Source organism: Bacillus cereus group sp. BfR-BA-01347 (genome assembly GCF_022663835.1).
Lineage (GTDB): Bacteria > Bacillota > Bacilli > Bacillales > Bacillaceae_G > Bacillus_A > Bacillus_A thuringiensis_K.
In genome coordinates, this window is sequence record NZ_JAKUGG010000003.1 from 233,971 (window position 1) to 256,830 (window position 22,860).

The window sequence follows — 22,860 nt, forward strand, 5'->3', positions numbered from 1 at the left end:
TATGAACTCAATGAATCTAAATGAAATGAGAGTAGATATTATTAATAAATTACGGAATGATGTAGAACTAACACAAGAAGACATGACAAGCGCACGTCGTGTTGCATCAAGTAGTGGGCATATTAACGATAAGGTTACATATGTAACGGTTAAACACACGTTACAGTCTCAATTAAAGAAAAAGGGTAAGTAAGTACGATTTAAACAAATAAAGAACAGCGATTAGGACGTTATCCGCAGAGGATAGCGTCTTTTTGTTGCATTTAAACAATGAAGGGAATGAGGAATATGTCAGCGAGTGCAGGAGAAGTCAGGGCAAGGCTGGTCTTAGATAATACGCAGTTTCGTGCGGGAGTACAACAATCTCGTGCGGATATGCAAGGACTGGAAAGGGGTTCGCAAGGAACTTCGAAGAGCATGTCAGCACTCGGTAAGGCGTCGGCAGTCGCAGGTGTGGCGCTAGTTGGGGCGATTGGCGCATCCATTCAATCAGCGATGAACTTCGAGCAATCTATGGCGAAGGTTAAAGCGATTTCAGGTGCGACAGATGCCGAGTTCAAGCAATTAAACGATACGGCGAAGCACATGGGTGCTACCACACAGTTCAGCGCAAGTCAAGCAGCGGAAGGTCTTTCCTTCCTATCTATGGCGGGATTCAAGGCGCAGGACAGTATGGACGCATTACCATCCGTTTTAAACTTAGCAGCGGTTGGTGGAATCGAACTCGGAAAGAGTGCCGACATTGCTTCTAATATTATGACAGGGTTCGGATTATCTGCGAAAGATACCGATAAAGCCGTCGATATTCTCGCGAAGACAATGACGACAGCAAATACCGATTTAGACATGTTAGGTATGGCGATGAAATATGTTGCACCAGTTTCGAATGCTCTTGGATGGGGAATGGAAGATACAGCAACAGCAATCGCAAAAATGTCCGATGCAGGTATTCAGGGTTCGCAAGCAGGTACGTCGTTACGTGCGATGTTACTATCATTAGCAAATCCGACGGGACAGACCGAGAAAGCCTTCAAGAAATTAGGTATTTCCGTTACAGATGCGAATGGACAATTCAAGCCATTACCCGAACTGATCGGGCACATCAGCGGAAAGATGGAAGGCATGACAGATGCGCAGAAAACCGTAACCGCCGCCCAGTTAGTAGGGACAGAAGCATCCGCAGGTTTCCTTGCATTAATCAGTCAAGGACAGGGCTCGTTACAGAAGTACAAGAACGAACTAGAGCTGTCAGGCGGAACAGCCGAACGTGTAGCGAGAATCCAGCAAGAAACACTCAACGGCGCATGGTTGCAAACCAAGTCAGCGATGGAGGGCGTGGCAATCGCCATCGGTGAATCGTTACTTCCTGCGTTCACTAGCTTCGCTAATGGTGCGACAAATATGGTCGGCGTCTTAGGGAAATTAGACCCTAAATTAGTAGGATTCGGATTGACTGCTGGTGCGGTTACCGCTGGTACTGCGTTACTCGCTGTCGGCATTGTAAAAATAGTTAATGCAATGAAGACACTGTCCTACGCTATTGTGACGAACCCAACTACGATGTGGATTGCAGGTGTTTCGTTAGCTGTCGGTGTACTATCGTCAGCGATGATGAATGGTAAGACTTCTGCGGAACAATACAAAGCGGTCAGCATGGATACGTATAAGGAAATCGGTGAGCAAGCACGTACAGTCGATGACTTAGCAACTCAATTCGATACGATGCGTGGAAAAATCAACCTAAGTAATGACGAGCTACTTCGCTACCGTGACGTAATGAAAGAGGTTGAGAGAGTCGAAAATCCTGAAAAGAAAAAAGCACTGGTTGACGAAATGGATAGACTCGCTAAAGCATCAGGTGTATCGCATGAAGAACTGAAAAAGTTCTTAGGCGTTAACGACGAAATCATTGCGAAAGCACCTTCAACGGCGCAAGCTTACAGTAAAAACGGAGAAGCACTCGCATTAAATGCGGACGCAGCGAAAGAGTTGGTTTCTGCTCTTAAAGAGAAACAGAAACTCGAATTAGACCAGCAGTTAAATCAGTCGTACAAGAACCAAGCAAAAGACCTGAAGGACTACGCACAAAACGTCAAGGAAGGAAACGAGAAAATCGCAAATCGTAAGAATCTCGTTAAGGACGTAGAAGCGCAACAGAAGAAAGTAAATGAATTGGAAACAAAGTACAACGAAGCAAAGGATAAGGGGCAAAAAGGAACTGCACACATGCTCAAGAAGGAATTGTCTCATGAAGAAGCAATCTTGGGCAAGAAGAAGGAAAAGATAGATACGAATGAACTCGCAATCTCTCAGCATCGTACCGAGATTCAATCGATTGTAGATAAGCGAAAGGAAGCGGAAAACATCGTACGTACTCGTGTAGCTGAAGCGATGCAAGCAACGAAAATCTCGTATGAAGTCGGAAAGGAAGTCGAAGCAATCGATAAGGTTCTCGAAGGTCATAACAAAACGATTGCATCTTACGAGAAGAAGCAAGCCAATCAGCAGAAGATTACCGAGAAACAACAGGAAGAGTACGATAATGCGGTAAAGAACAAGGGCGTGTTAGAAGAAACAAAGAACACCATCGGAGAGTTGCGAGAGAAGCATGCGAAGAATACCGAAGAGTACGATAAGCAACTCGAAAAGGCTGGGAAGTTGAACGAGAAGACGAAAGAGCCTGTCGATAAGAAGGTGAATCTCGAAACTGACGAAGCTAAGTCGAAGAACAAAGAAGTCGAAGGTGAAATTGAAAAGCAAAAAGACAAAAAGATGGGAGTGGACGATAAGCAAGCGAAGGATGGAATCGCCAAGACCGAAAAGGACATCGAGAAGAAGAAAGACAAGAAAATGGGCGTTGATAAGACGGAATCCGACAAGGGAATCGCTGACACCGATAAGAAAGCGACAGCCGAGAAAATCAAGAAGATATTCGGTAATACCTCGATGGCAAACCTCGCTATCGATGCGTTGAATATCTTTGCTGAAGCGAAGAAGACAAAGAAGGTCGACGCTGACAAATCGCAAGCCGATGCGAAAATCGCTGATACTGACCGCAAAGCCCTAGCGGAGAAAGTCAAGAAGATTCTCGGTGATGGTAAGATGGCGGATGCTGTTATCGCAGTCCTCGACAAGAATGCGGAGAAGAAGGCAACGAAACCAATCGATGCAGATACGTCGAGCGCAGACAAGAAGCACGACTCCTTCCTAAGTAAAGTTACGAAGGCAGCGACGAAGACCATCAGCCTTTCGTGGCTAGGTGACCTCAGTCCGTTAAAGTACTTCCATTCAGGCGGAACGGTAGGCGCTTCACCATCTAACCGCTCAACACGTCCGAAGTATCACAGTGGCGGGAATCCTCGTGGACTAGTCGGCAAGGGAGCGAAGTTCGACGAAGTAGATGCGAGGTTACTGAAGAACGAGATGGTACTCACGCAAGCACAGCAGTCAAATCTCTTCAACTTCATTCGTACTGCGAATCGACCTTCGACAATGGGCGCAGTAGCGCCGAATAACAGTGGAGGACAGCAACAAGGCGGAAACGTTCATACGATTACAAATCAATTCCACATCGAGACTATGAATGTGCGTGACGACCAAGACGTCGAGAAGATTGCGCAAGAACTGGCGAGACTAGAGCGCCAAAAACAACGAGCGAGAGGACAGTGGTAATAACGAAATCAGGGCGGGGGCGCAATGCCTTCGCTTTATTAAACTAAACGAAATTACGAAGGGGACCGAATGGAATGGCAGAATTAAAACAAACGTTATTAAAGCTACAAAATGCGGTAATGATCGAGGAAATCGGAAACATATTAAGTGAAGGTGGAGAACTAAGTCCCGACGCTTATTTAGAAATTACGAGAATTGAGCGAGAGGACAAAGGAGCGTCGATTACAGAAACGGCTCTAGTAAGTGCGGTTTGGAGAATCCGAGAGTTACAGAAAGAGATTAAACGACTAAAGGGCGATGCTTAATTGCGTTGCCTTTTTTTGGGGGATTAGTTCCTCGCTCTTTCTTTTTTGCGTACTATATTCGTATGTAGGGCGGTATAGGTTCGTAGATGTCGCTGAGAGAACGATTTTAAGACGATTATCTTTTGTTTCATGGGGAGTAGGGCATCTAATTGCGTCAGAATCGCACCCTAAAGCTGGTGTAGAAGAGATTTTTATGCTTGCCTATTAGGATAGCGTCAGGATATAATATCCATATGTAAAGAAGCGAACGTCTACGTGTTGGTGTTCGTATCCTACGTTTAACTTTCGGTAAGAACAAATCGGAAGAAGACGGAGGCAAACCGTTGATATTATCACAATCTCATGCGCCCATAGCTCAGTCGGATAGAGCGGTGGTTTCCGGTACCACGTCTGCCGGGGGTTCGAATCCCTCTGGGCGCGTCAAAAAGTCCTAACTTACGTTTTGTAGGTTAGGACTTTTTTTATTTCCCTCTTGTTATATCTAGTAATAAGATTTACTATTAGTACTTGATAATAATTTTTGACCTTAATATTTTCTTTCAATATTATTCAAATTTCGGTTGTAAGTTGTAAATCTCATTAATACATATAAATTAATAATATTTTGGAATGGGTGTCTGCGTGAGGATTCTCCTTTTACCAAACTTATTGTACAATAGAAACAAGGGGGAGATTAGTTTGAAGGCAAGTCTTTTACAAGAACAAAGCTTACGTTTGGCAATGACACAAGAGTTAAGGCAAGCGATTACAATGCTCCAGTATAATGTACAAGAATTATCGGAGTTTTTGTATGAGCAATCGTTAGAGAATCCCCTTATTGAGTTAGGTGGTTTTGAGAGGGAGAAGAAAAAGAGCTCTAACACAAGTAAAAGTACCAGCAAACAAGTCGAGAATCAGATGGAAATCTACAGTGTGGATTCTACAACGATTCAGCAACATTTATTAAATCAAATACAGTATTATAAAATAGATGAAGAAGAGCGGAAAGTGGCTTCTTTCATTATTATGAACATGGATGGAAACGGGTATTTACAAGAAACGAATGAAGAGTTAGCAGAGCTCCTTTCTGCACATATTCATGTAGTTGACCGCTCTGTAGAGCTTGTCCAATCACTGGAGCCAGCAGGGGTAGGGGCGCGTAATATTCAGGAATGTTTAACCTTACAATTGAAGCGCTTACAAAGACGTAATGGATTAGCAGAAGAGGTTGTAGAAGATCATTTCGCTTATTTTGTGAAGAAAGATTGGCGAAAGCTCGTTCAAGTGTTGAAGTGTAGCAATGAAGAATTGCAGAGTGCAGTAAATTGTATAACGTCATTACAACCAAAACCAGGTCTTGCATTTTCTTCAGATAAGCCACTTTATATTGTGCCTGATATGGCAGTAAAAAAAGAAGATGATCGCCTCGTTTTGCAAATGAATGAGAGAAATATGCCGAGAATTGAAATTCATTCTGAGTATAGTGCGCTTCTTAATAATAGTGAAAGTGAAGTAGCATCTTACGTGTCAGAAAAGTATCAGCATGTGCAGTGGATTATGCGCAGTTTGAAGCAGAGAAAACAGACATTGCTGCAAGTAATGACTATTATTATGGAAAAACAACGTGATTTCTTCTGGAAAGGTCCAGAGTATTTAAGACCGCTCGCTTTAAAAGAGGTAGCAGAAGAGTTAAGTGTGCATGAATCGACAATTAGTCGTGCGACGCGAAATAAATATGTGCAAACACCACACGGTTTATTTGAGATGAAATCGTTCTTTAGCAATGCCGTTTCGACGACTGAAGATGAAGCAGTTTCTACAAAACGTGTAAAACAATTTATTCAAACGCTTATTGGGGCAGAGGATAAGAAAAAGCCACTTTCAGATCAAAAGATTTCAAAATTATTAGAAGAAGAGCATGAAATTGTTATTTCTCGAAGAACAGTGGCGAAGTATAGAGAGCAAATGCATATCCCAGCTTCGTCATTAAGAAAAACGATTGGATAGGTGAAGAAGATGAAAGTTGTACTGTATACCAAAAAAGATTGTGGCCTTTGCGTGAAGGCGAAACAAGTTTTACAGGAAGTACAATGTGAATATTCTTTTCAAATCGAGGAAATAGATATATATGAAGATAATGACCTTTTAGAAAAATATCATTTAATGATTCCGGTTGTAGAAATGGACGGAAAACAAGTAGAATATGGTAACATTCACAAAGGTGTCATAATAAACTATATAAAGAATGCAGTTAAGAGTTGAATAAGTTTCTATCTCCTGTTACAATAATACACGTAGCAGGGATTATTTTTTTAACCTATGTGGGACACAAAATGTCACTACGGGACGTAAAGTGACCACGAGGGGAAATGAACCGATGTAGTGAGGAGAAAAGATATGCGCTCATGGATTCAGAACACAAAAAAATTATTACCTGATCTGCTACCTGTTATGCAAACGAGAATGCAAATTCTGCAATACATTAGGCTCATGCAGCCGATTGGAAGAAGAAACTTATCAGCAAGTCTCGGTATGACAGAACGAGTATTGCGAAGTGAAGTACAAGTTTTGAAAGAACAAAACTTAGTTCACGTCGCTTCTTCTGGAATGACTTTGACAGAAGAAGGAACAGCTTTAGTTCTTGCTTTGGAAGACTTTATGAAAGAAATTTCCGGGTTAAAGGTTTTAGAAAAGCAACTTAAGGAAACATTAGACTTGGATGAAGTTTTCGTTGTCCCTGGCGATAGTGATGAATCACCTTGGGTCAAACTGGAGATGGGCCGTGCTTGTGTGACTTGTATAAAAGACCGTCTGACAGCGAATAATATCGTTGCTGTGGCTGGAGGAACTACGCTAGCTGCTGCTGCGGACATGATGCAACTTGATTGCAAAGATTTACATATGCTATTTGTCCCAGCACGTGGTGGAATTGGAGAAGGCGTCGAGTTAGAAGCCAATACCATTTGTGCCAAGATGGCGCAAAATACGATGAGTAATTATCGCTTATTGTATGTTCCAGACCATGTTAGCAGCGAAGCATATGCGTCTATTGTGACAGAGCCTTCCGTGAAAGAAGTTCTTGAGTTGATTCGATCTTCCAATATCGTCATTCATGGAATAGGTGATGCGTTAACAATGGCACGTCGCAGAAGTACTTCAGAAGCAGATTGGTTAAAGATTCAGGCAAGCGAAGCAGTTGGCGAAGCTTTCGGTTACTACTTTAATGAAGAAGGAAATGTTGTTCATAAAGTAAGAACAGTTGGTATGCAACTAGAGGACTTACAAAATGTATCTCACGTTGTTGCAGTCGCTGGAGGTTCTTCAAAGGCAAAAGCAATACAGGCTGTAATTAAACAAGGGCACACTTCAATTCTAATTACAGATGAAGGTGCAGCAAAACAGTTAACAAAGGGTTTTACCCTTTAATATAATCCCCCAAGGAGGAAATTCAAATGACTAAAATTGGTATTAATGGATTTGGACGTATCGGACGTAACGTATTCCGCGCAGCTCTTAACAACTCTGAGGTAGAAGTAGTAGCAATCAACGACTTAACAGATGCTAAAACATTAGCTCACCTTTTAAAATATGACACAGTTCACGGAACTTTAAATGCAGAAGTATCTGCTAACGAAAACAGCATCGTTGTTAACGGTAAAGAAATTAAAGTTATCGCTGAGCGTGACCCAGCTCAATTACCATGGAGCGACTACGGAGTAGAAGTAGTAGTAGAATCTACTGGCCGTTTCACTAAAAAATCAGATGCTGAGAAACACTTAGGTGGATCAGTTAAGAAAGTTATCATCTCAGCTCCAGCTTCTGACGAAGATATCACTGTAGTTATGGGTGTTAACCACGAACAATACGATGCAGCTAACCACAACGTAGTATCTAACGCTTCTTGTACTACAAACTGTCTAGCTCCATTCGCTAAAGTATTAAACGAAAAATTCGGCGTAAAACGCGGAATGATGACAACAATTCACTCTTACACTAACGACCAACAAATCTTAGACTTACCACACAAAGATTTACGTCGTGCTCGTGCAGCAGCTGAAAACATGATCCCAACATCTACTGGTGCAGCTAAAGCTGTAGCATTAGTATTACCAGAACTTAAAGGTAAATTAAACGGTGGCGCTGTACGTGTTCCAACTGCTAACGTTTCTCTAGTTGACTTAGTTGTTGAACTTGACAAAGAAGTAACAGTTGAAGAAGTAAATGCAGCATTCAAAGCAGCAGCTGAAGGCGAATTAAAAGGTATCCTTGGATACAGCGAAGAGCCATTAGTATCTATCGACTATAACGGATGTACAGCTTCTTCTACAATCGATGCATTATCTACAATGGTAATGGAAGGTAACATGGTTAAAGTACTTTCTTGGTACGATAACGAAACTGGTTACTCTAACCGCGTAGTAGACCTAGCAGCTTACATGACTTCAAAAGGTCTTTAATTCTTAATTATATAAGTTATCAATGACAAAACGAGGGAGAGGGTTTGTTCCCTCTCTCTCTTCTTTCGTTTTAAAAGCAAATGTGTTAAGCTTTTGAGTGGGTTTTGTCAATCCTAACTAGTAGTCGGAGGGAAATCCAATGAACAAAAAATCAATTCGTGACGTAGATTTAAAAGGTAAGCGTGTATTTTGCCGCGTTGATTTCAACGTACCTATGAAAGAAGGTAAAATTACAGATGAAACTCGTATCCGTGCAGCTCTTCCTACAATTCAATATTTAGTAGAGCAAGGTGCGAAAGTTATTTTAGCAAGTCACTTAGGCCGTCCAAAAGGTCAAGTAGTAGAAGAAATGCGTTTAACTCCAGTAGCAGCACGTTTAGGCGAGCTTCTTGGTAAAGACGTTAAAAAAGCGGACGAAGCATTCGGACCAGTTGCACAAGAAATGGTTGCAGCAATGAACGAAGGCGACGTATTAGTTCTTGAAAACGTACGTTTCTATGCGGGCGAAGAAAAGAACGATGCAGAACTTGCGAAAGAATTTGCAGCACTTGCTGACATCTTCGTAAACGATGCATTCGGTGCAGCTCACCGTGCTCACGCTTCTACAGCAGGTATCGCAGACTACCTACCAGCAGTATCTGGTCTATTAATGGAAAAAGAGTTAGATGTACTTGGTAAAGCACTTTCTAACCCAGAACGTCCATTTACAGCTATCATCGGTGGTGCGAAAGTAAAAGATAAAATCGGTGTAATTCGTCATCTATTAGACAAAGTAGATAACTTAATCATCGGTGGTGGACTTGCTTACACATTCGTTAAAGCTTTAGGTCATGAAATTGGTCTATCTCTATGTGAAGACGACAAGATCGAACTAGCTAAAGAATTTATGCAACTTGCAAAAGAAAAAGGCGTAAACTTCTACATGCCAGTTGATGTTGTAATCACTGAGGAATTCTCTGAAACTGCAACAACTAAAATCGTTGGTATCGACTCTATCCCTTCTAACTGGGAAGGCGTGGACATCGGTCCTAAAACACGTGAAATTTATGCAGATGTAATTAAAAATTCTAAGCTTGTTGTATGGAATGGACCAATGGGTGTATTCGAAATGACTCCATTCGCAGAAGGTACAAAAGCAGTAGGACAAGCATTAGCAGATGCAGAAGATACATACTCTGTTATCGGCGGTGGTGACTCTGCAGCAGCTGTTGAAAAATTCGGTATGGCTGATAAAATGAGCCACATTTCTACTGGCGGCGGTGCGTCATTAGAATTCATGGAAGGTAAAGAGCTTCCAGGTGTAGTTTGTCTTAACGACAAATAAGTAGCAGCCAAAGAAAAAGGACGGTGCAAAGCATGCGTAAACCAATTATCGCAGGTAACTGGAAAATGAATAAAACTCTATCAGAAGCAGTTAGCTTCGTAGAGGAAGTTAAAGGTCAAATCCCAGCAGCTTCAGCTGTTGATGCAGTAGTTTGCTCTCCAGCTCTATTCTTAGAGCGCCTTGTAGCAGCAACTGAAGGAACTGACTTACAAGTAGGTGCACAAAACATGCACTTCGAAAAAAATGGTGCATTCACTGGCGAAATTAGCCCAGTAGCACTTAGCGACTTAAAAGTTGGCTATGTAGTACTTGGCCACTCTGAGCGTCGTGAAATGTTTGCTGAAACAGATGAGTCAGTAAACAAAAAGACTATCGCAGCATTTGAACATGGTTTAACACCAATCGTATGTTGTGGTGAGACTTTAGAAGAGCGCGAAAGCGGAAAAACATTTGATCTAGTAGCAGGTCAAGTGACAAAAGCACTTGCAGGTTTAACAGAAGAGCAAGTTAAAGCAACTGTTATCGCTTATGAGCCAATCTGGGCTATCGGTACAGGTAAATCTTCTTCTTCTGCAGATGCAAACGAAGTATGTGCGCACATCCGTAAAGTTGTTGCAGAAGCTGTTTCTCCAGAAGCTGCAGAAGCTGTTCGTATCCAATACGGCGGTAGCGTAAAACCAGAAAACATTAAAGAGTATATGGCACAATCTGACATCGACGGCGCTTTAGTTGGCGGTGCTAGCTTAGAGCCTGCTTCGTTCTTAGGTCTTCTGGGGGCGGTAAAATGAGAAAGCCAACAGCTTTAATCATTCTTGACGGTTTCGGACTTCGTGAAGAAACTTACGGGAATGCTGTAGCACAAGCTAAGAAACCTAATTTTGATGGTTACTGGAATAAATTCCCTCACACAACGCTTACAGCTTGTGGCGAGGCAGTAGGTCTTCCAGAAGGTCAAATGGGTAACTCTGAGGTTGGTCACTTAAATATTGGTGCTGGCCGCATTGTATATCAAAGCTTAACACGCGTTAACGTTGCAATTCGTGAAGGTGAGTTCGATAAGAACGAAACGTTCCAAAGTGCAATTAAAAGCGTAAAAGAAAAAGGTACTGCACTTCATTTATTCGGTTTACTTTCTGACGGTGGTGTGCACAGTCACATGAATCACATGTTTGCTCTTCTTCGCTTAGCAGCTAAAGAAGGCGTTGAGAAAGTATACATTCATGCATTCTTAGATGGCCGCGATGTTGGACCAAAAACAGCACAAAGCTATATCGATGCAACAAATGAAGTAATTAAAGAAACAGGAGTAGGACAATTCGCGACTATCTCTGGTCGTTATTACTCCATGGACCGTGACAAGCGTTGGGATCGCGTAGAAAAATGTTACCGTGCTATGGTGAATGGTGAAGGCCCTACTTATAAATCAGCAGAAGAGTGTGTAGAAGACTCTTATGCGAACGGTATCTATGATGAATTCGTATTGCCGTCTGTAATTGTTAACGAAGATAACACGCCAGTTGCAACAATCAATGATGATGATGCAGTTATCTTCTATAACTTCCGTCCAGACCGTGCAATTCAAATTGCTCGTGTATTTACAAACGAAGACTTCCGTGAGTTCGATCGTGGTGAAAAAGTACCTCACATTCCAGAATTCGTATGTATGACACACTTCAGTGAAACTGTAGATGGTTACGTGGCATTCAAGCCAATGAACCTTGATAACACTTTAGGTGAAGTTGTTGCGCAAGCGGGATTAAAGCAACTTCGCATCGCGGAAACTGAAAAGTATCCGCACGTTACATTCTTCTTTAGCGGTGGTCGTGAGGCTGAATTCCCAGGAGAAGAGCGTATCTTAATTAACTCACCGAAGGTTGCAACATATGACTTGAAACCTGAAATGAGCATTTACGAAGTAACGGACGCTTTAGTAAATGAAATCGAAAATGATAAACATGATGTTATCATTCTTAACTTTGCGAACTGTGATATGGTTGGCCATTCTGGGATGATGGAACCAACAATTAAAGCAGTAGAAGCAACTGACGAATGTTTAGGAAAAGTTGTAGAAGCGATTCTTGCAAAAGATGGTGTAGCACTTATTACTGCTGACCATGGTAATGCGGATGAAGAATTAACTTCTGAAGGAGAGCCAATGACAGCTCATACAACTAACCCGGTTCCTTTCATCGTTACTAAGAACGACGTAGAATTACGTGAAGATGGTATCTTAGGTGATATCGCTCCAACAATGCTTACACTTCTTGGTGTTGAGCAACCGAAAGAAATGACAGGTAAAACAATTATTAAATAATTTGCTTATATAAAAAGGAGAGAATTTATTATGTCAACAATTATTGATGTTTATGCTCGCGAAGTCCTTGACTCTCGTGGTAACCCAACTGTAGAAGTAGAAGTTTACACAGAAAGCGGCGCTTTCGGACGCGCTATCGTACCAAGTGGTGCATCTACTGGTGAGCACGAAGCAGTAGAATTACGTGACGGTGACAAATCTCGTTACCTTGGTAAAGGTGTTGTTAACGCAGTAAACAACGTTAACGAAATTATCGCTCCAGAAATCGCTGGTTTCGATGTAACTGACCAAGCTGGTATCGACCGCGCTATGATCGAATTAGATGGCACTCCAAACAAAGGTAAACTAGGCGCTAACGCTATCCTTGGTGTATCTATGGCAGTAGCTCACGCAGCAGCTGACTTCGTAGGTCTTCCATTATACCGTTACCTTGGTGGATTCAATGCAAAACAATTACCAACTCCAATGATGAACATCATCAACGGTGGTTCTCACGCTGATAACAACGTTGACTTCCAAGAGTTCATGATCTTACCAGTTGGTGCTCCAACATTCAAAGAATCAATCCGTATGGGTGCTGAAGTATTCCATGCACTTAAAGCTGTATTACATGACAAAGGTCTTAACACTGCAGTAGGTGACGAAGGTGGATTCGCTCCAAACCTTGGTTCTAACCGTGAAGCTTTAGAAGTAATCATCGAAGCTATCGAAAAAGCTGGTTACAAAGCTGGCGAGAACGTATTCTTAGGAATGGACGTTGCTTCTTCTGAGTTCTACAACAAAGAAACTGGTAAATATGACCTTGCAGGCGAAGGCCGTACTGGCTTAACTTCTGCAGAAATGGTTGATTTCTATGAAGAGCTTTGCAAAGACTTCCCAATCATCTCTATCGAAGATGGTTTAGACGAAAACGACTGGGATGGTCACAAATTATTAACTGAGCGTATCGGTGATAAAGTACAATTAGTTGGTGACGACTTATTCGTAACTAACACTCAAAAACTTGCTGAAGGTATCGAAAAAGGTATCTCTAACTCAATCTTAATTAAAGTTAACCAAATCGGTACTTTAACTGAGACTTTCGAAGCTATCGAAATGGCTAAACGTGCTGGTTACACAGCAGTTGTATCTCACCGTTCTGGTGAAACTGAAGATGCTACAATCGCTGACATCGCAGTTGCAACTAACGCTGGCCAAATCAAAACTGGTTCTATGAGCCGTACTGACCGTATTGCTAAGTACAACCAATTATTACGCATCGAAGACGAACTAGGCGAAATCGCTGTTTACGATGGTATCAAATCTTTCTATAACATCAAACGATAATTGTAGAAAATAAACGACAGACCGTGAGAAATCACGGTCTGTTTTTTTATGCTAAAATTGTTCACCCGTCATAAGTGACATGAAATGTTTGAAGAAGCGGTTATAGTCAAAATCAATTGCAATTTGATGAACCGGCCAATCAATAAATGGCTTCTGGTTCACTAGAGAGCGAAATTCCCCTATGCTTGCTCCTTGTGCAGAGGATTCTGTCATGACAACAATAGGTGATTTATGATACGTGAACATAGAGTTATCAAATAAAGCGAGTATTGGCATTGTGTCATGGAAGGGGCTCCCCTTTAAATGTGGTAGGGCGTCTTTATAATATCCGTAGTAATAATGATCAAATAACGGTTTGACAAGTGGAGCTTTTCCTTTTACCTCAATGTATTCTGCCATTTCTGGTGTAATGATGGAGTATTGAGTGACGTTTAATGGGTATATGTACATGTTAACTGCGGATTGAAGGACTATATTAGCGGCAGTAGGATCGCCATAAAAGTTTGCTTCGGAAATAGGGGTAACATTACCAGGATGTAAAAAGGTACCGCCCATTACGTAGTAAGATTTAATTTGTTTCATTAACTGTTTGCACATGATAAACAAAATTGCTAGGGAGGTAAGTCTTCCTAAACTCACAATGATTAATTCATCTTTATACTGTTCAATAAGAGGAATGACTTCAAAAAAATTCTCCATTTCTCCGTTAGTCACATTCACCTTTGGAATAATTGGACCGAGCCCCTGTTTCCCATGTACATCCGTAAAAAACGCAGGTGGGGCACCAGTAAGGGGACGTTCTGAACCACCGAATATCTTGATATTTCTATTCTTTGTTTCGTTATTAAAAAAATGAGCATTTTCTACGGCCGTTTTTTTTGGAACATTGCCGTAATCAGCAACGATACCGACGATTTCTATTTCATCGATAAAGAATGCTAAGAGGAGAGCCATCGTATCATCAATCCCAGGATCACAAAAAATGAGAACTTTTTTGGGCATATGTTCACCACCTATCTTGTTTATCCCGTACAAATCCGCTTGGTGAGGGCTAATAATTAATGGGGATGAGGAAAACCTCAATGATTAAAGTTTCACTTTATATATATGTAAGTTTAAGGATAAAAAGATTATTTTATTGAAATAATAGTCTTTTAAATTCAGAAAATAAAAACTTTTTATATTAGGTCAATGTTTTTGACATAATTTTTGTTTAGAAATGCAGTCATATCAAGGTTGTAAGCGTATAACATAGGCTGTTTTTGCTGTCAAGTTGATAAATTGCAGCTTTTTACAATTTATACTATGATAAAGATATTAACAGAAGATCGTATAAACATGAGGGATGATGAACATGAAATTTACAAAGATTCTTGTCCAAATTGCTGCTCTTTACGTGTTTTATATGGTTGGAACTTGGGTGCAAGAAATGTTAAATATTCCGATTCCAGGAAGTTTGATTGGAATGTTCCTCTTACTTGTTTTACTTAGCCTAAAAGTTCTTCCAGTGAAATGGTTCGATTTAGGAGCAGAAACACTCGTTGCTATTATGCCGTTTTTATTAATTCCGCCAACGCTTGGCCTAATGAATTACGGTGCTTTTTTTATGAGTAAAGGAATTTCTCTTTTCATTACAGTTGTAGCGAGTACATTTTTAATTATTATTGTCGCAGGACATACAGGACAATATCTTGCGAATAGGAAGGAAAGAGAGTCGCGATGAGCCAAATATTAATCGGAATCGGTTGGGTTCTTTTTACGGTGCTATTATATCAATTATCTAAAAAAATCTATAAATTATTTCCAACACCATTCACCATCCCAATGCTTGTAGCAACAGGATTAATGGCTTTCCTATTTATCGTGCTTGATATACCATATCAACATTATATGGAAAGTGGTGGTGGCTGGATTGCAAAGTTACTTGGACCCGGTGTTGTAGCATTTGCAATTCCTCTTTATAAACAACGTCATGTTCTGCAAAAATATGTTGTACCGATTGCTGGTGGCGTATTAGTAGGTACAACAGTTGCAATCGCTAGTGATTTTGCCATTGCTTCACTTATGGGAACAGATAAAAGCTTAATCTTATCCTCTTTACCAAAATCGGTGACAATGCCAGTTGCGATGAGCGTTTCTGAACAAGTTGGTGGTGTACCTTCCTTAACAGCAGCTTTCGTTGTTATCGCGGGTATTACTGGAACCATTACAGGACCTCTTTTATTAAAATGGAGCCGTGTTACAAACTCAGTTGGTAAAGGTATCGGATTTGGATGTGCGTCTCATATTATGGGTGTTATGAGAGCGATGAAAAATAACGAACATGAAGGTGTTATTGGATCGGTAACAATGACATTAACAGCAATTTTGACATGTTTACTTGGACCGTTATTTGCAATGATGTTTATGTAATAGAAGAAAAGCGAGAGCGACTCTATAGCTCTCGCTTTTCTATAGGATTTATGCTACAGTTACAATAACTGAATCTTTGTAGGAGGTACGCCAAGTGCATACGTTATTATCAGTTTTACTTATTATTGTATCGATTTTAATGATTGTTATGGTACTTATGCAATCTAGTAATAGCTCAGGCCTTTCAGGTGCAATTTCAGGCGGTGCAGAGCAATTATTTGGTAAGCAAAAAGCACGTGGAATTGAAGCGGTATTAAACCGTATTACAATTGTTTTAGCTGTATTGTTCTTTGTATTAACAATTGCTGTTACGTACTTAAACTTATAGAATTGAAAGAAGAAGCGTTAGTAAGATGTACTAATGGTTCTTCTTTTTTTGTTTTACCATTTGAAAGATGTTTCTAATTAGATTATAGAAATATAAATATGGTACACTAGATATAGAAAGAATACGACTAGATTACAGAAGAGAAAGAGGAGAAGTACATGATGAAATTAGCATCTCCGAAACCATTTACATTTGAGGGTGGAGACCGCGCTGTTTTATTACTACATGGATTCACAGGGAACTCAGCTGATGTACGTATGTTAGGGCGTTTCTTAGAAAAGAAAGGCTATACTTGTCATGCGCCAATTTATAAAGGGCACGGTGTACCACCAGAAGAGCTTGTTCATACAGGGCCTGAAGATTGGTGGCAAGATGTAACGGAGGCATATCAGCTTTTAAAAGATAAAGGTTTTGAGAAAATTGCTGTTGTTGGATTGTCACTTGGCGGCGTATTTTCTTTAAAATTAGGTTATACAGTACCTGTTTTAGGTGTGGTACCAATGTGTGCACCGATGTATATTAAGAGCGAAGAAACTATGTACCAAGGTATATTGGCATATGCCCGCGAATATAAAAAACGTGAGCAAAAATCACTAGAACAAATCGAACAAGAAATGTTGGAATTCCAAAAGACACCAATGAATACATTAAAAGCATTACAACAATTAATTGCTGACGTACGTAACAATGTGGATATGATTTATGCGCCAACATTTGTTGTACAAGCGCGTCATGATGAAATGATTAATACAGATAGTGCTAACATTATTTATAACGGTGTAGAATCTACGTTAAAAGACATTAAATGGTATGAAGACTCTACGCATGTCATTACACTTGATAAACAACGTGACGAGCTACATGAGGATGTATATAACTTCTTGGAGCAACTAGATTGGTAAGATCTAGTTGCCTCTTTTTTTCATAAGGAATTTTTTGTGAAAACTGTAAAAATCATAAGGGGAGTATTGAAGTTTCGCTTTATACATCCCCTATCTTTCGGATACACTAAATAATATAAGGTTTTAAAGGAGGTATTTTTGCTTGGAAGAAATCATACAAGAACATATTGATAAGTTGTTATTATTTATGAGAGAAGAAGCGTATAAACCGTTAACGATACAAGAGTTAGAAGAGGCATTTGGAATTGAAGGTTCTGAGGGCTTTAAAGATTTCGTAAAGGCACTTGTAACGATGGAAGAGAAGGGGCTTGTTGTTCGTACACGTAGCAACCGTTACGGTCTTCCTGAAAAGATGAATTTAGTAAGAGGTAAGTTAATTGGACATGCACGTGGCTTTGCTTTCGTTGTACCAGAAGAGAAGAAAACTGGAGACGATGATCTTTTCATCCCGCCTACAGAATTAAACGGTGCACTTCATGGCGATACAGTATTAGCACGCCTTAGTTCTCAATCAAGCGGTTCACGTCAAGAAGGTTCAATTGTACGCATTTTAGAACGTGGCACGAAAGAGCTAGTTGGTACATATACAGAATCGAAAAACTTTGGCTTTGTTATACCTGACAATAAGCGCTGGACAAGTGATATTTTCGTATTGAAAAGTGCGTCAATGGGAGCTGTAGAAGGTCATAAAGTAGTTGTGAAAATTACGAGCTACCCAGAGAATCGTTTAAGCGCAGAAGGTGAAGTTATTCAAATTCTAGGTCATAAAAATGATCCAGGAGTAGATATTTTATCTGTCATTCATAAACATCATTTACCTTTGGCATTCCCTGAGGAAGTGATGGAGCATGCAAACAGTGTACCAGAAACGATTTCAGAAGAAGATTTAAAGGATCGCCGCGATTTACGTGATCAAATGATCGTAACGATTGATGGTGCAGATGCAAAAGATTTAGATGACGCTGTTACAGTAACGAAGCTTGAGAACGGTAACTACAAGCTTGGCGTTCATATTGCGGATGTAAGTCATTACGTTCAAGAAGGTTCTCCAATTGATGTAGAAGCAGCAGAAAGAGCGACGAGTGTGTATCTTGTTGACCGTGTAATTCCGATGATTCCACATCGTCTATCTAACGGTATTTGTTCATTAAATCCGAAAGTAGACCGTCTGACATTATCTTGTGAAATGGAAATCAACAACTTAGGTGATGTTGTTAAACACGAGATTTTCCAAAGTGTGATTAAAACGACAGAGCGTATGACGTATGCTGATGTAAGAAGCATTTTAGAAGATGAGGACGAAGAGTTAATTAAGCGTTATGAGCCGCTCGTACCGATGTTTAAAGAGATGGGCCAATTGGCACAAATTTTACGTGAAAAACGTATGCGCCGTGGTGCAATTGACTTTGACTTTAAAGAAGCGAAAGTATTAGTAGATGAAGAAGGAAAACCGACAGACGTTGTTATGCGCGATCGTTCTGTATCAGAGAAGTTAATTGAAGAATTTATGCTTGTTGCGAATGAAACAGTAGCAGAGCACTTCCACTGGATGAACGTACCGTTTATGTACCGTGTCCATGAAGATCCGAAAGAAGATAAGCTTGAGCGTTTCTTCGAGTTTGTAACGAATTTCGGATATGCGGTAAAAGGACGCGCGAATGAAGTGCACCCTCGCGCGCTACAACAAATTCTTGAAATGGTTCAAGGACAGCCAGAAGAAGTAGTTATTTCAACAGTTATGCTTCGTTCTATGAAGCAAGCTCGTTACGATGCGGATAGTTTAGGACATTTCGGTTTATCAACTGAGTTCTACACACACTTCACATCACCAATTCGTCGTTACCCAGATACAATCGTTCATAGATTAATTCGTGAATACATTATTAATGGTAAAGTCGACAATGAAACACAAGCAAAATGGCGTGAAAAATTACCTGAGATTGCAGAGCATTCTTCTAATATGGAACGCCGTGCTGTTGAAGCAGAGCGTGAAACAGATGAGATGAAAAAAGCAGAGTATATGGTTGATAAGATCGGTGAAGAGTATGACGGTATGATTAGCTCTGTAACAAACTTCGGTTTATTCGTAGAGCTTCCAAATACAATTGAAGGTCTTGTACACGTTAGTTATTTAACGGATGATTACTACCGTTATGACGAGCAGCATTTCGCTATGATTGGAGAACGTACAGGAAACGTATTCCGCATCGGTGACGAAATTACAATTCGCGTTATTAACGTAAACAAAGACGAGCGTGCAATCGACTTTGAAATCGTTGGCATGAAAGGTACACCTCGCCGTAAGTTCAAAGATCGTCCAGTCGTTATCGAGCAGCCAAGAACAGGCAGAAAGAAACGTGGTGGACGTAGTGAGCGTAGCAATGAGCGCGGCGGCGAACGTGGCACAGCAAGAAAATTTGACCGTGGTGGTAAAGGAAAAGGAAGAGGATCTGCATCGGCATCCACATCCGCTAGCCAGCCAGGGAAAAAAGACGGTAACGGCAAGAAGAAAAAAGCATTCTTCGAAAACGTACCAGGATTCAAGAAGAAAAAGAAAAAGCGTAAGTAAGAAAAGGGTGGCTTCGCTTTGATCAAAAGCGGGGCCGTTTTCTTTTTTCTTCGTGGCTTGAGAGCGAGCCACTTTCGCTTTTTGTTGGAATCCAGCTACAGTGGCTAGAATGTTGGGCGGCTTCACTTCTTCCCGAGAGGCAAAGAGCGCCTCAAGGTCAGAAGCTCCATCCACCTCACATTCTGAGCGAGCCACTTTCGCTTTTTATTAACATTTGTTACAATAGTAAAAATAGAGGAGGGACGTTATATGCCAAAGGGTACAGGTAAGGTTATTGCACAAAATAAAAAAGCATTTCATGATTATTTCATCGAAGAAACATACGAAGCAGGGCTTGTCCTTCAAGGAACGGAAATTAAGTCGATTCGCGCTGGACGCGTAAACTTGAAAGATGCGTTTGCACGTGTACATAATGGTGAAGTATGGGTTCATAATATGCACATTAATACGTATGAACAAGGGAATCGTTTCAACCATGATCCACTTCGTACGAGAAAATTACTTCTTCATAAAAAAGAAATTGATAAGCTAGCGGGTGCTGCGAAAGAAACAGGTTACGCATTAGTTCCACTTAGAATTTATTTGAAAAATGGATTTGCGAAAATGGCACTTGGCTTAGCAAAAGGTAAGAAACAATACGATAAACGTCACGATTTAAAAGAGAAAGAAGCTAAACGTGAAATTGCACGCGCGTTCCGTGATCGCCAAAAGATGTAATACAGATATTTACATTTGTAAAATAGAGCACGTATGTTATAATAACTTATGTAAGATTGTTGCACATTGAAAAACAGCTCTTAGTAGCTATCACGATATTTTCTTCGTATGCTCCATTTTTATCATGGGGACGTTACGGATTCGACAGGGATAGTTCGAGCTTAGGTTGCGAGTCGAGGGGATCGGCCTCGTTAAAACGTCAAAGCCTATAATTGGCAAACAAAACAATCTTTCTTTAGCTGCTTAATTGCACTAAAGGTTCCTCCCTCCATCGTCCATGTGGTAGGGTAAGGGACTCAAACTAAGTGGACTACGCCGGAGTTCGCCGTCTGAGGACAAAGGAAGAGAACAACCAGACTAGCAACTTGGAAGCCTGTCGATAGGCCGAAGAGTTCGCGAAATGCTAATATATCGACTACACTCGTAGAAGCTTAAGTGCCGATATTTTTGGACGTGGGTTCGACTCCCACCGTCTCCACCAATACATATTTGGTGGTTTTTTTATTTTATATGATATGAACCATAATTTTGCCAGATTGGCGAGGTTATGGTTCTTTTTGTTTGTGGCAAATTTATGGTTCCAAAAATTGAATACATCTATTGATATAGGATTTGCTATAGGAGGAGCACTACATATCCAACAAGCTAAGAAATTTATTTTTAAAGGTCCATAGAAAGATAAATATGAGAACTAAGCTTATTTATTATTTAGAATAGGAAATTATAATTTCACAGTTTCAATAAGAAAAACCGCAGCAATTGCTGTGGTTTTTCTTATTAACAGGGACCAAGAACGTGTTGTAAATGCTCATAGCATTATACGTTGGGTTTTAAAAAAGGTGTTAGAGTGGTAATTTTTGAATAGATGTTTTACTTTGAGATTTATTATGTAGAACATAAATGAGTTAAACAAAAAGCCTAATAATTACTAGGCTTTTCAATTTATAAACTTGCCAAACAGTATGGAGAAGCAATAAAAGGGAAACCTAATCAATAATTAATGATGATTCAAGGAGGGACAAAATGGAGCATAAAACAAAGGTAACAATTGGAGATTACGTTCAATTTTCATATCGTAAAAATCCTAATTTACAATTAACGGGATATGTAGTAAGTGTTCTACAGAATACAATTGTTGTAGATATTACAGAGATAATGGGAATTGAAGTAGATGATGTTAGGCAAGTAGTAAAACATGGTTGTTATAATAAGGTGGTTCATAAGCTAATAAAAAATAATGTTTCATAAAAAGTGCTCCTTGATTTAGCTAGGAGCACTTTTTATGATGAATTACTAATATTTTTGTTTTGGGACAAGATTATGTTTTTTTCTGCTTATGGTGTAGCTTTAGAATAAAGTTTGATTAAAAAATATTCTTCAATTCTTATTTAACAGCAAATACAAAAACTCCATTTTCCAATCAACTTCATTTGATGTTGGATTCCCAATACAAGCTTCTGTAATCTCATTCGCAGAAGCTTGTATTATTGCGATCATCAATCCTTGAATAGAGTAGCTTTGGGAAATAAATAGATAGTAGTAAATCAATTTTTTATTACACTTACCTTTAAATTTCTGTTTTTTGTAATGCTTGCTTTAATGCACCAATATATTCTTCCTCAGCTCTTTGACTAATTTCAGCATTAGGCACTATCAATTCGAATCCATGGTAGCCACCAGGATAAACATGAAATTCTGTTGGTACTCCAGCTTGCATTAATCTATTTGCATATTCAATTGTTTCGTCGCGGAATAGGTCTATTTCACCCACCATTGTATACGTTGGTGGAAGTCCTGTAAGGTCAGTCGCACGAGCTGGAGCAGCGTATGGGGATACCTCTTCACCATAAACTGAACCTAAATACATTTTCCAGCCAGAGATGTTAGCTTTTCTGTTCCATAATTTTGAATCCGTTATCTCAAAAGCAGAAGGTTTTATATTACGATCATCAATCATTGGGCATAGCGGCATTTGGAATATGATTGAAGGTCCTTTTCTATCTCTTGCTAAAAGAGCAAGGGCTGCTGTAAGTCCACCGCCTGCACTCATTCCGGCAATTGCAATTCGAGAAGAATCGATACTAAGATCTTCCGAATTATTAGAAACCCACTGTAAAGCTGCATAGCAGTCCTCAAGTGGTGCAGGGAATGGATATTCTGGTGCTAATCTATAGTCAACCGAAACCACTATACAGTTGGCTTCCAATACGAACTTTTCACAAAGTTTGTCATCCATTTCGGGTGATCCCACTTGGTAGCCACCACCGTGTATCCAAAGAACCCCAGGTAAAGCTTCTGTTTTTTTAGTTGGCTCATAAATGCGAACTCTAACTTCAGGCGCTCTTTCAGGACCAGGTATAAATCGATTAGATACGGTAACTTTATCATTCGATGATAAAACTGTTGCAGTAAAAGATTCTTTAGCCCATTTTCTATATTGTTGGAAATTTTCCGGGCTATTATCTACTTCTGGTAATACAGAAAACATTTCTCTTAATTCTGGATGAACTCTATTCTTCACTATAAATCCTCCTTTATTTTGAAATCTTTTGTCG

Annotated in this window: 20 protein-coding genes, 1 tRNA gene and 1 other RNA gene; 20 read left to right on the forward strand and 2 right to left on the reverse strand. The window is 40.1% G+C overall.

What is annotated here, in order from left to right; translation table 11 throughout:
- The first annotated feature begins 1 nt into the window (after position 1).
- The 12 genes from MR143_RS07265 to eno all read left to right on the forward strand — a co-directional run bounded on the left by MR143_RS07265 (position 2) and on the right by eno (position 13,377).
- Positions 2 to 193 carry a hypothetical protein gene (locus MR143_RS07265; RefSeq protein WP_242280690.1) on the forward strand — a complete coding sequence of 64 codons (192 nt, stop codon included), beginning with the start codon at positions 2 to 4 and terminating at the stop codon, positions 191 to 193.
- Between the two features lie 95 nt (positions 194 to 288).
- The gene (locus MR143_RS07270; protein ID WP_242280691.1) at positions 289 to 3,672 is read left to right on the forward strand and encodes a phage tail tape measure protein; all 3,384 of its coding nucleotides are present in this window, start codon (positions 289 to 291) and stop codon (positions 3,670 to 3,672) included.
- A 74-nt stretch (positions 3,673 to 3,746) separates the two neighbouring features.
- Positions 3,747 to 3,977 carry a hypothetical protein gene (locus MR143_RS07275; RefSeq protein WP_021728379.1) on the forward strand — a complete coding sequence of 77 codons (231 nt, stop codon included), beginning with the start codon at positions 3,747 to 3,749 and terminating at the stop codon, positions 3,975 to 3,977.
- A gap of 344 nt (positions 3,978 to 4,321) precedes the next feature.
- Positions 4,322 to 4,397, forward strand: a tRNA-Arg gene (locus MR143_RS07280).
- 258 nt (positions 4,398 to 4,655) lie between these two features.
- Positions 4,656 to 5,963 carry an RNA polymerase factor sigma-54 gene (rpoN, locus tag MR143_RS07285; protein WP_000647977.1) on the forward strand — a complete coding sequence of 436 codons (1,308 nt, stop codon included), beginning with the start codon at positions 4,656 to 4,658 and terminating at the stop codon, positions 5,961 to 5,963.
- 9 nt (positions 5,964 to 5,972) lie between these two features.
- Positions 5,973 to 6,218: a glutaredoxin family protein gene (locus tag MR143_RS07290; RefSeq protein ID WP_000869730.1), complete on the forward strand. Its 246-nt coding sequence runs from the start codon at positions 5,973 to 5,975 to the stop codon at positions 6,216 to 6,218.
- Between the two features lie 135 nt (positions 6,219 to 6,353).
- Positions 6,354 to 7,382, forward strand: a complete 1,029-nt coding sequence (gene cggR, locus MR143_RS07295) for a gapA transcriptional regulator CggR (protein ID WP_001258185.1) — start codon at positions 6,354 to 6,356, stop codon at positions 7,380 to 7,382.
- 26 nt (positions 7,383 to 7,408) lie between these two features.
- Positions 7,409 to 8,413 carry a type I glyceraldehyde-3-phosphate dehydrogenase gene (gene gap / locus MR143_RS07300; protein ID WP_000161236.1) on the forward strand — a complete coding sequence of 335 codons (1,005 nt, stop codon included), beginning with the start codon at positions 7,409 to 7,411 and terminating at the stop codon, positions 8,411 to 8,413.
- Positions 8,414 to 8,552: 139 nt separating this feature from the next.
- Positions 8,553 to 9,737, forward strand: coding sequence for a phosphoglycerate kinase (locus MR143_RS07305; protein WP_001036350.1), 1,185 nt, complete (start codon positions 8,553 to 8,555; stop codon positions 9,735 to 9,737).
- 32 nt (positions 9,738 to 9,769) lie between these two features.
- Positions 9,770 to 10,525 carry a triose-phosphate isomerase gene (gene tpiA / locus MR143_RS07310; RefSeq protein ID WP_001231038.1) on the forward strand — a complete coding sequence of 252 codons (756 nt, stop codon included), beginning with the start codon at positions 9,770 to 9,772 and terminating at the stop codon, positions 10,523 to 10,525.
- A complete protein-coding gene (gene gpmI / locus MR143_RS07315; protein ID WP_001231152.1) occupies positions 10,522 to 12,051 on the forward strand; it encodes a 2,3-bisphosphoglycerate-independent phosphoglycerate mutase in 1,530 nt (509 codons plus the stop codon). Before tpiA ends, gpmI begins: the two co-directional genes overlap by 4 nt.
- 30 nt (positions 12,052 to 12,081) lie before the next feature.
- Complete coding sequence (gene eno / locus MR143_RS07320; RefSeq protein ID WP_000103951.1) at positions 12,082 to 13,377, forward strand: phosphopyruvate hydratase; 1,296 nt, start codon at positions 12,082 to 12,084, stop codon at positions 13,375 to 13,377.
- Between the two features lie 51 nt (positions 13,378 to 13,428).
- On the opposite strand, the gene MR143_RS07325 is transcribed toward eno, so the two are convergent.
- Entirely contained in the window at positions 13,429 to 14,379 is a 951-nt protein-coding gene (locus tag MR143_RS07325) for a nucleoside hydrolase (protein WP_001125063.1), read from the reverse strand.
- Positions 14,380 to 14,731: 352 nt separating this feature from the next.
- Here MR143_RS07325 and MR143_RS07330 point away from each other — a divergent pair, with 352 nt between their 5' ends.
- The 8 genes from MR143_RS07330 to MR143_RS07365 all read left to right on the forward strand — a co-directional run bounded on the left by MR143_RS07330 (position 14,732) and on the right by MR143_RS07365 (position 21,553).
- Positions 14,732 to 15,100, forward strand: coding sequence for a CidA/LrgA family holin-like protein (locus MR143_RS07330; RefSeq protein ID WP_000673222.1), 369 nt, complete (start codon positions 14,732 to 14,734; stop codon positions 15,098 to 15,100).
- Positions 15,097 to 15,789 (forward strand): LrgB family protein, encoded by a 693-nt coding sequence (locus MR143_RS07335; protein ID WP_000078304.1) that lies wholly within the window; start codon positions 15,097 to 15,099, stop codon positions 15,787 to 15,789. Before MR143_RS07330 ends, MR143_RS07335 begins: the two co-directional genes overlap by 4 nt.
- Before the next feature lie 94 nt (positions 15,790 to 15,883).
- Positions 15,884 to 16,117, forward strand: a complete 234-nt coding sequence (gene secG / locus MR143_RS07340; RefSeq protein ID WP_000557263.1) for a preprotein translocase subunit SecG — start codon at positions 15,884 to 15,886, stop codon at positions 16,115 to 16,117.
- Between the two features lie 161 nt (positions 16,118 to 16,278).
- The gene (estA, locus tag MR143_RS07345) at positions 16,279 to 17,019 is read left to right on the forward strand and encodes a carboxylesterase (protein WP_000761974.1); all 741 of its coding nucleotides are present in this window, start codon (positions 16,279 to 16,281) and stop codon (positions 17,017 to 17,019) included.
- Between the two features lie 142 nt (positions 17,020 to 17,161).
- The gene (rnr, locus tag MR143_RS07350; RefSeq protein ID WP_000391110.1) at positions 17,162 to 19,588 is read left to right on the forward strand and encodes a ribonuclease R; all 2,427 of its coding nucleotides are present in this window, start codon (positions 17,162 to 17,164) and stop codon (positions 19,586 to 19,588) included.
- A 249-nt stretch (positions 19,589 to 19,837) separates the two neighbouring features.
- Positions 19,838 to 20,305, forward strand: a complete 468-nt coding sequence (gene smpB, locus MR143_RS07355; protein ID WP_001123919.1) for an SsrA-binding protein — start codon at positions 19,838 to 19,840, stop codon at positions 20,303 to 20,305.
- Between the two features lie 126 nt (positions 20,306 to 20,431).
- Positions 20,432 to 20,786: a transfer-messenger RNA gene (ssrA, locus tag MR143_RS07360) on the forward strand.
- A gap of 542 nt (positions 20,787 to 21,328) precedes the next feature.
- Positions 21,329 to 21,553, forward strand: coding sequence for a DUF2187 family protein (locus MR143_RS07365; RefSeq protein WP_000400421.1), 225 nt, complete (start codon positions 21,329 to 21,331; stop codon positions 21,551 to 21,553).
- Positions 21,554 to 21,872: 319 nt separating this feature from the next.
- Here the strand turns inward: MR143_RS07365 and MR143_RS07370 are convergent, their stop codons facing one another.
- Positions 21,873 to 22,826 carry an alpha/beta hydrolase gene (locus tag MR143_RS07370; RefSeq protein WP_242280692.1) on the reverse strand — a complete coding sequence of 318 codons (954 nt, stop codon included), beginning with the start codon at positions 22,824 to 22,826 and terminating at the stop codon, positions 21,873 to 21,875.
- Positions 22,827 to 22,860 lie beyond the last annotated feature (34 nt).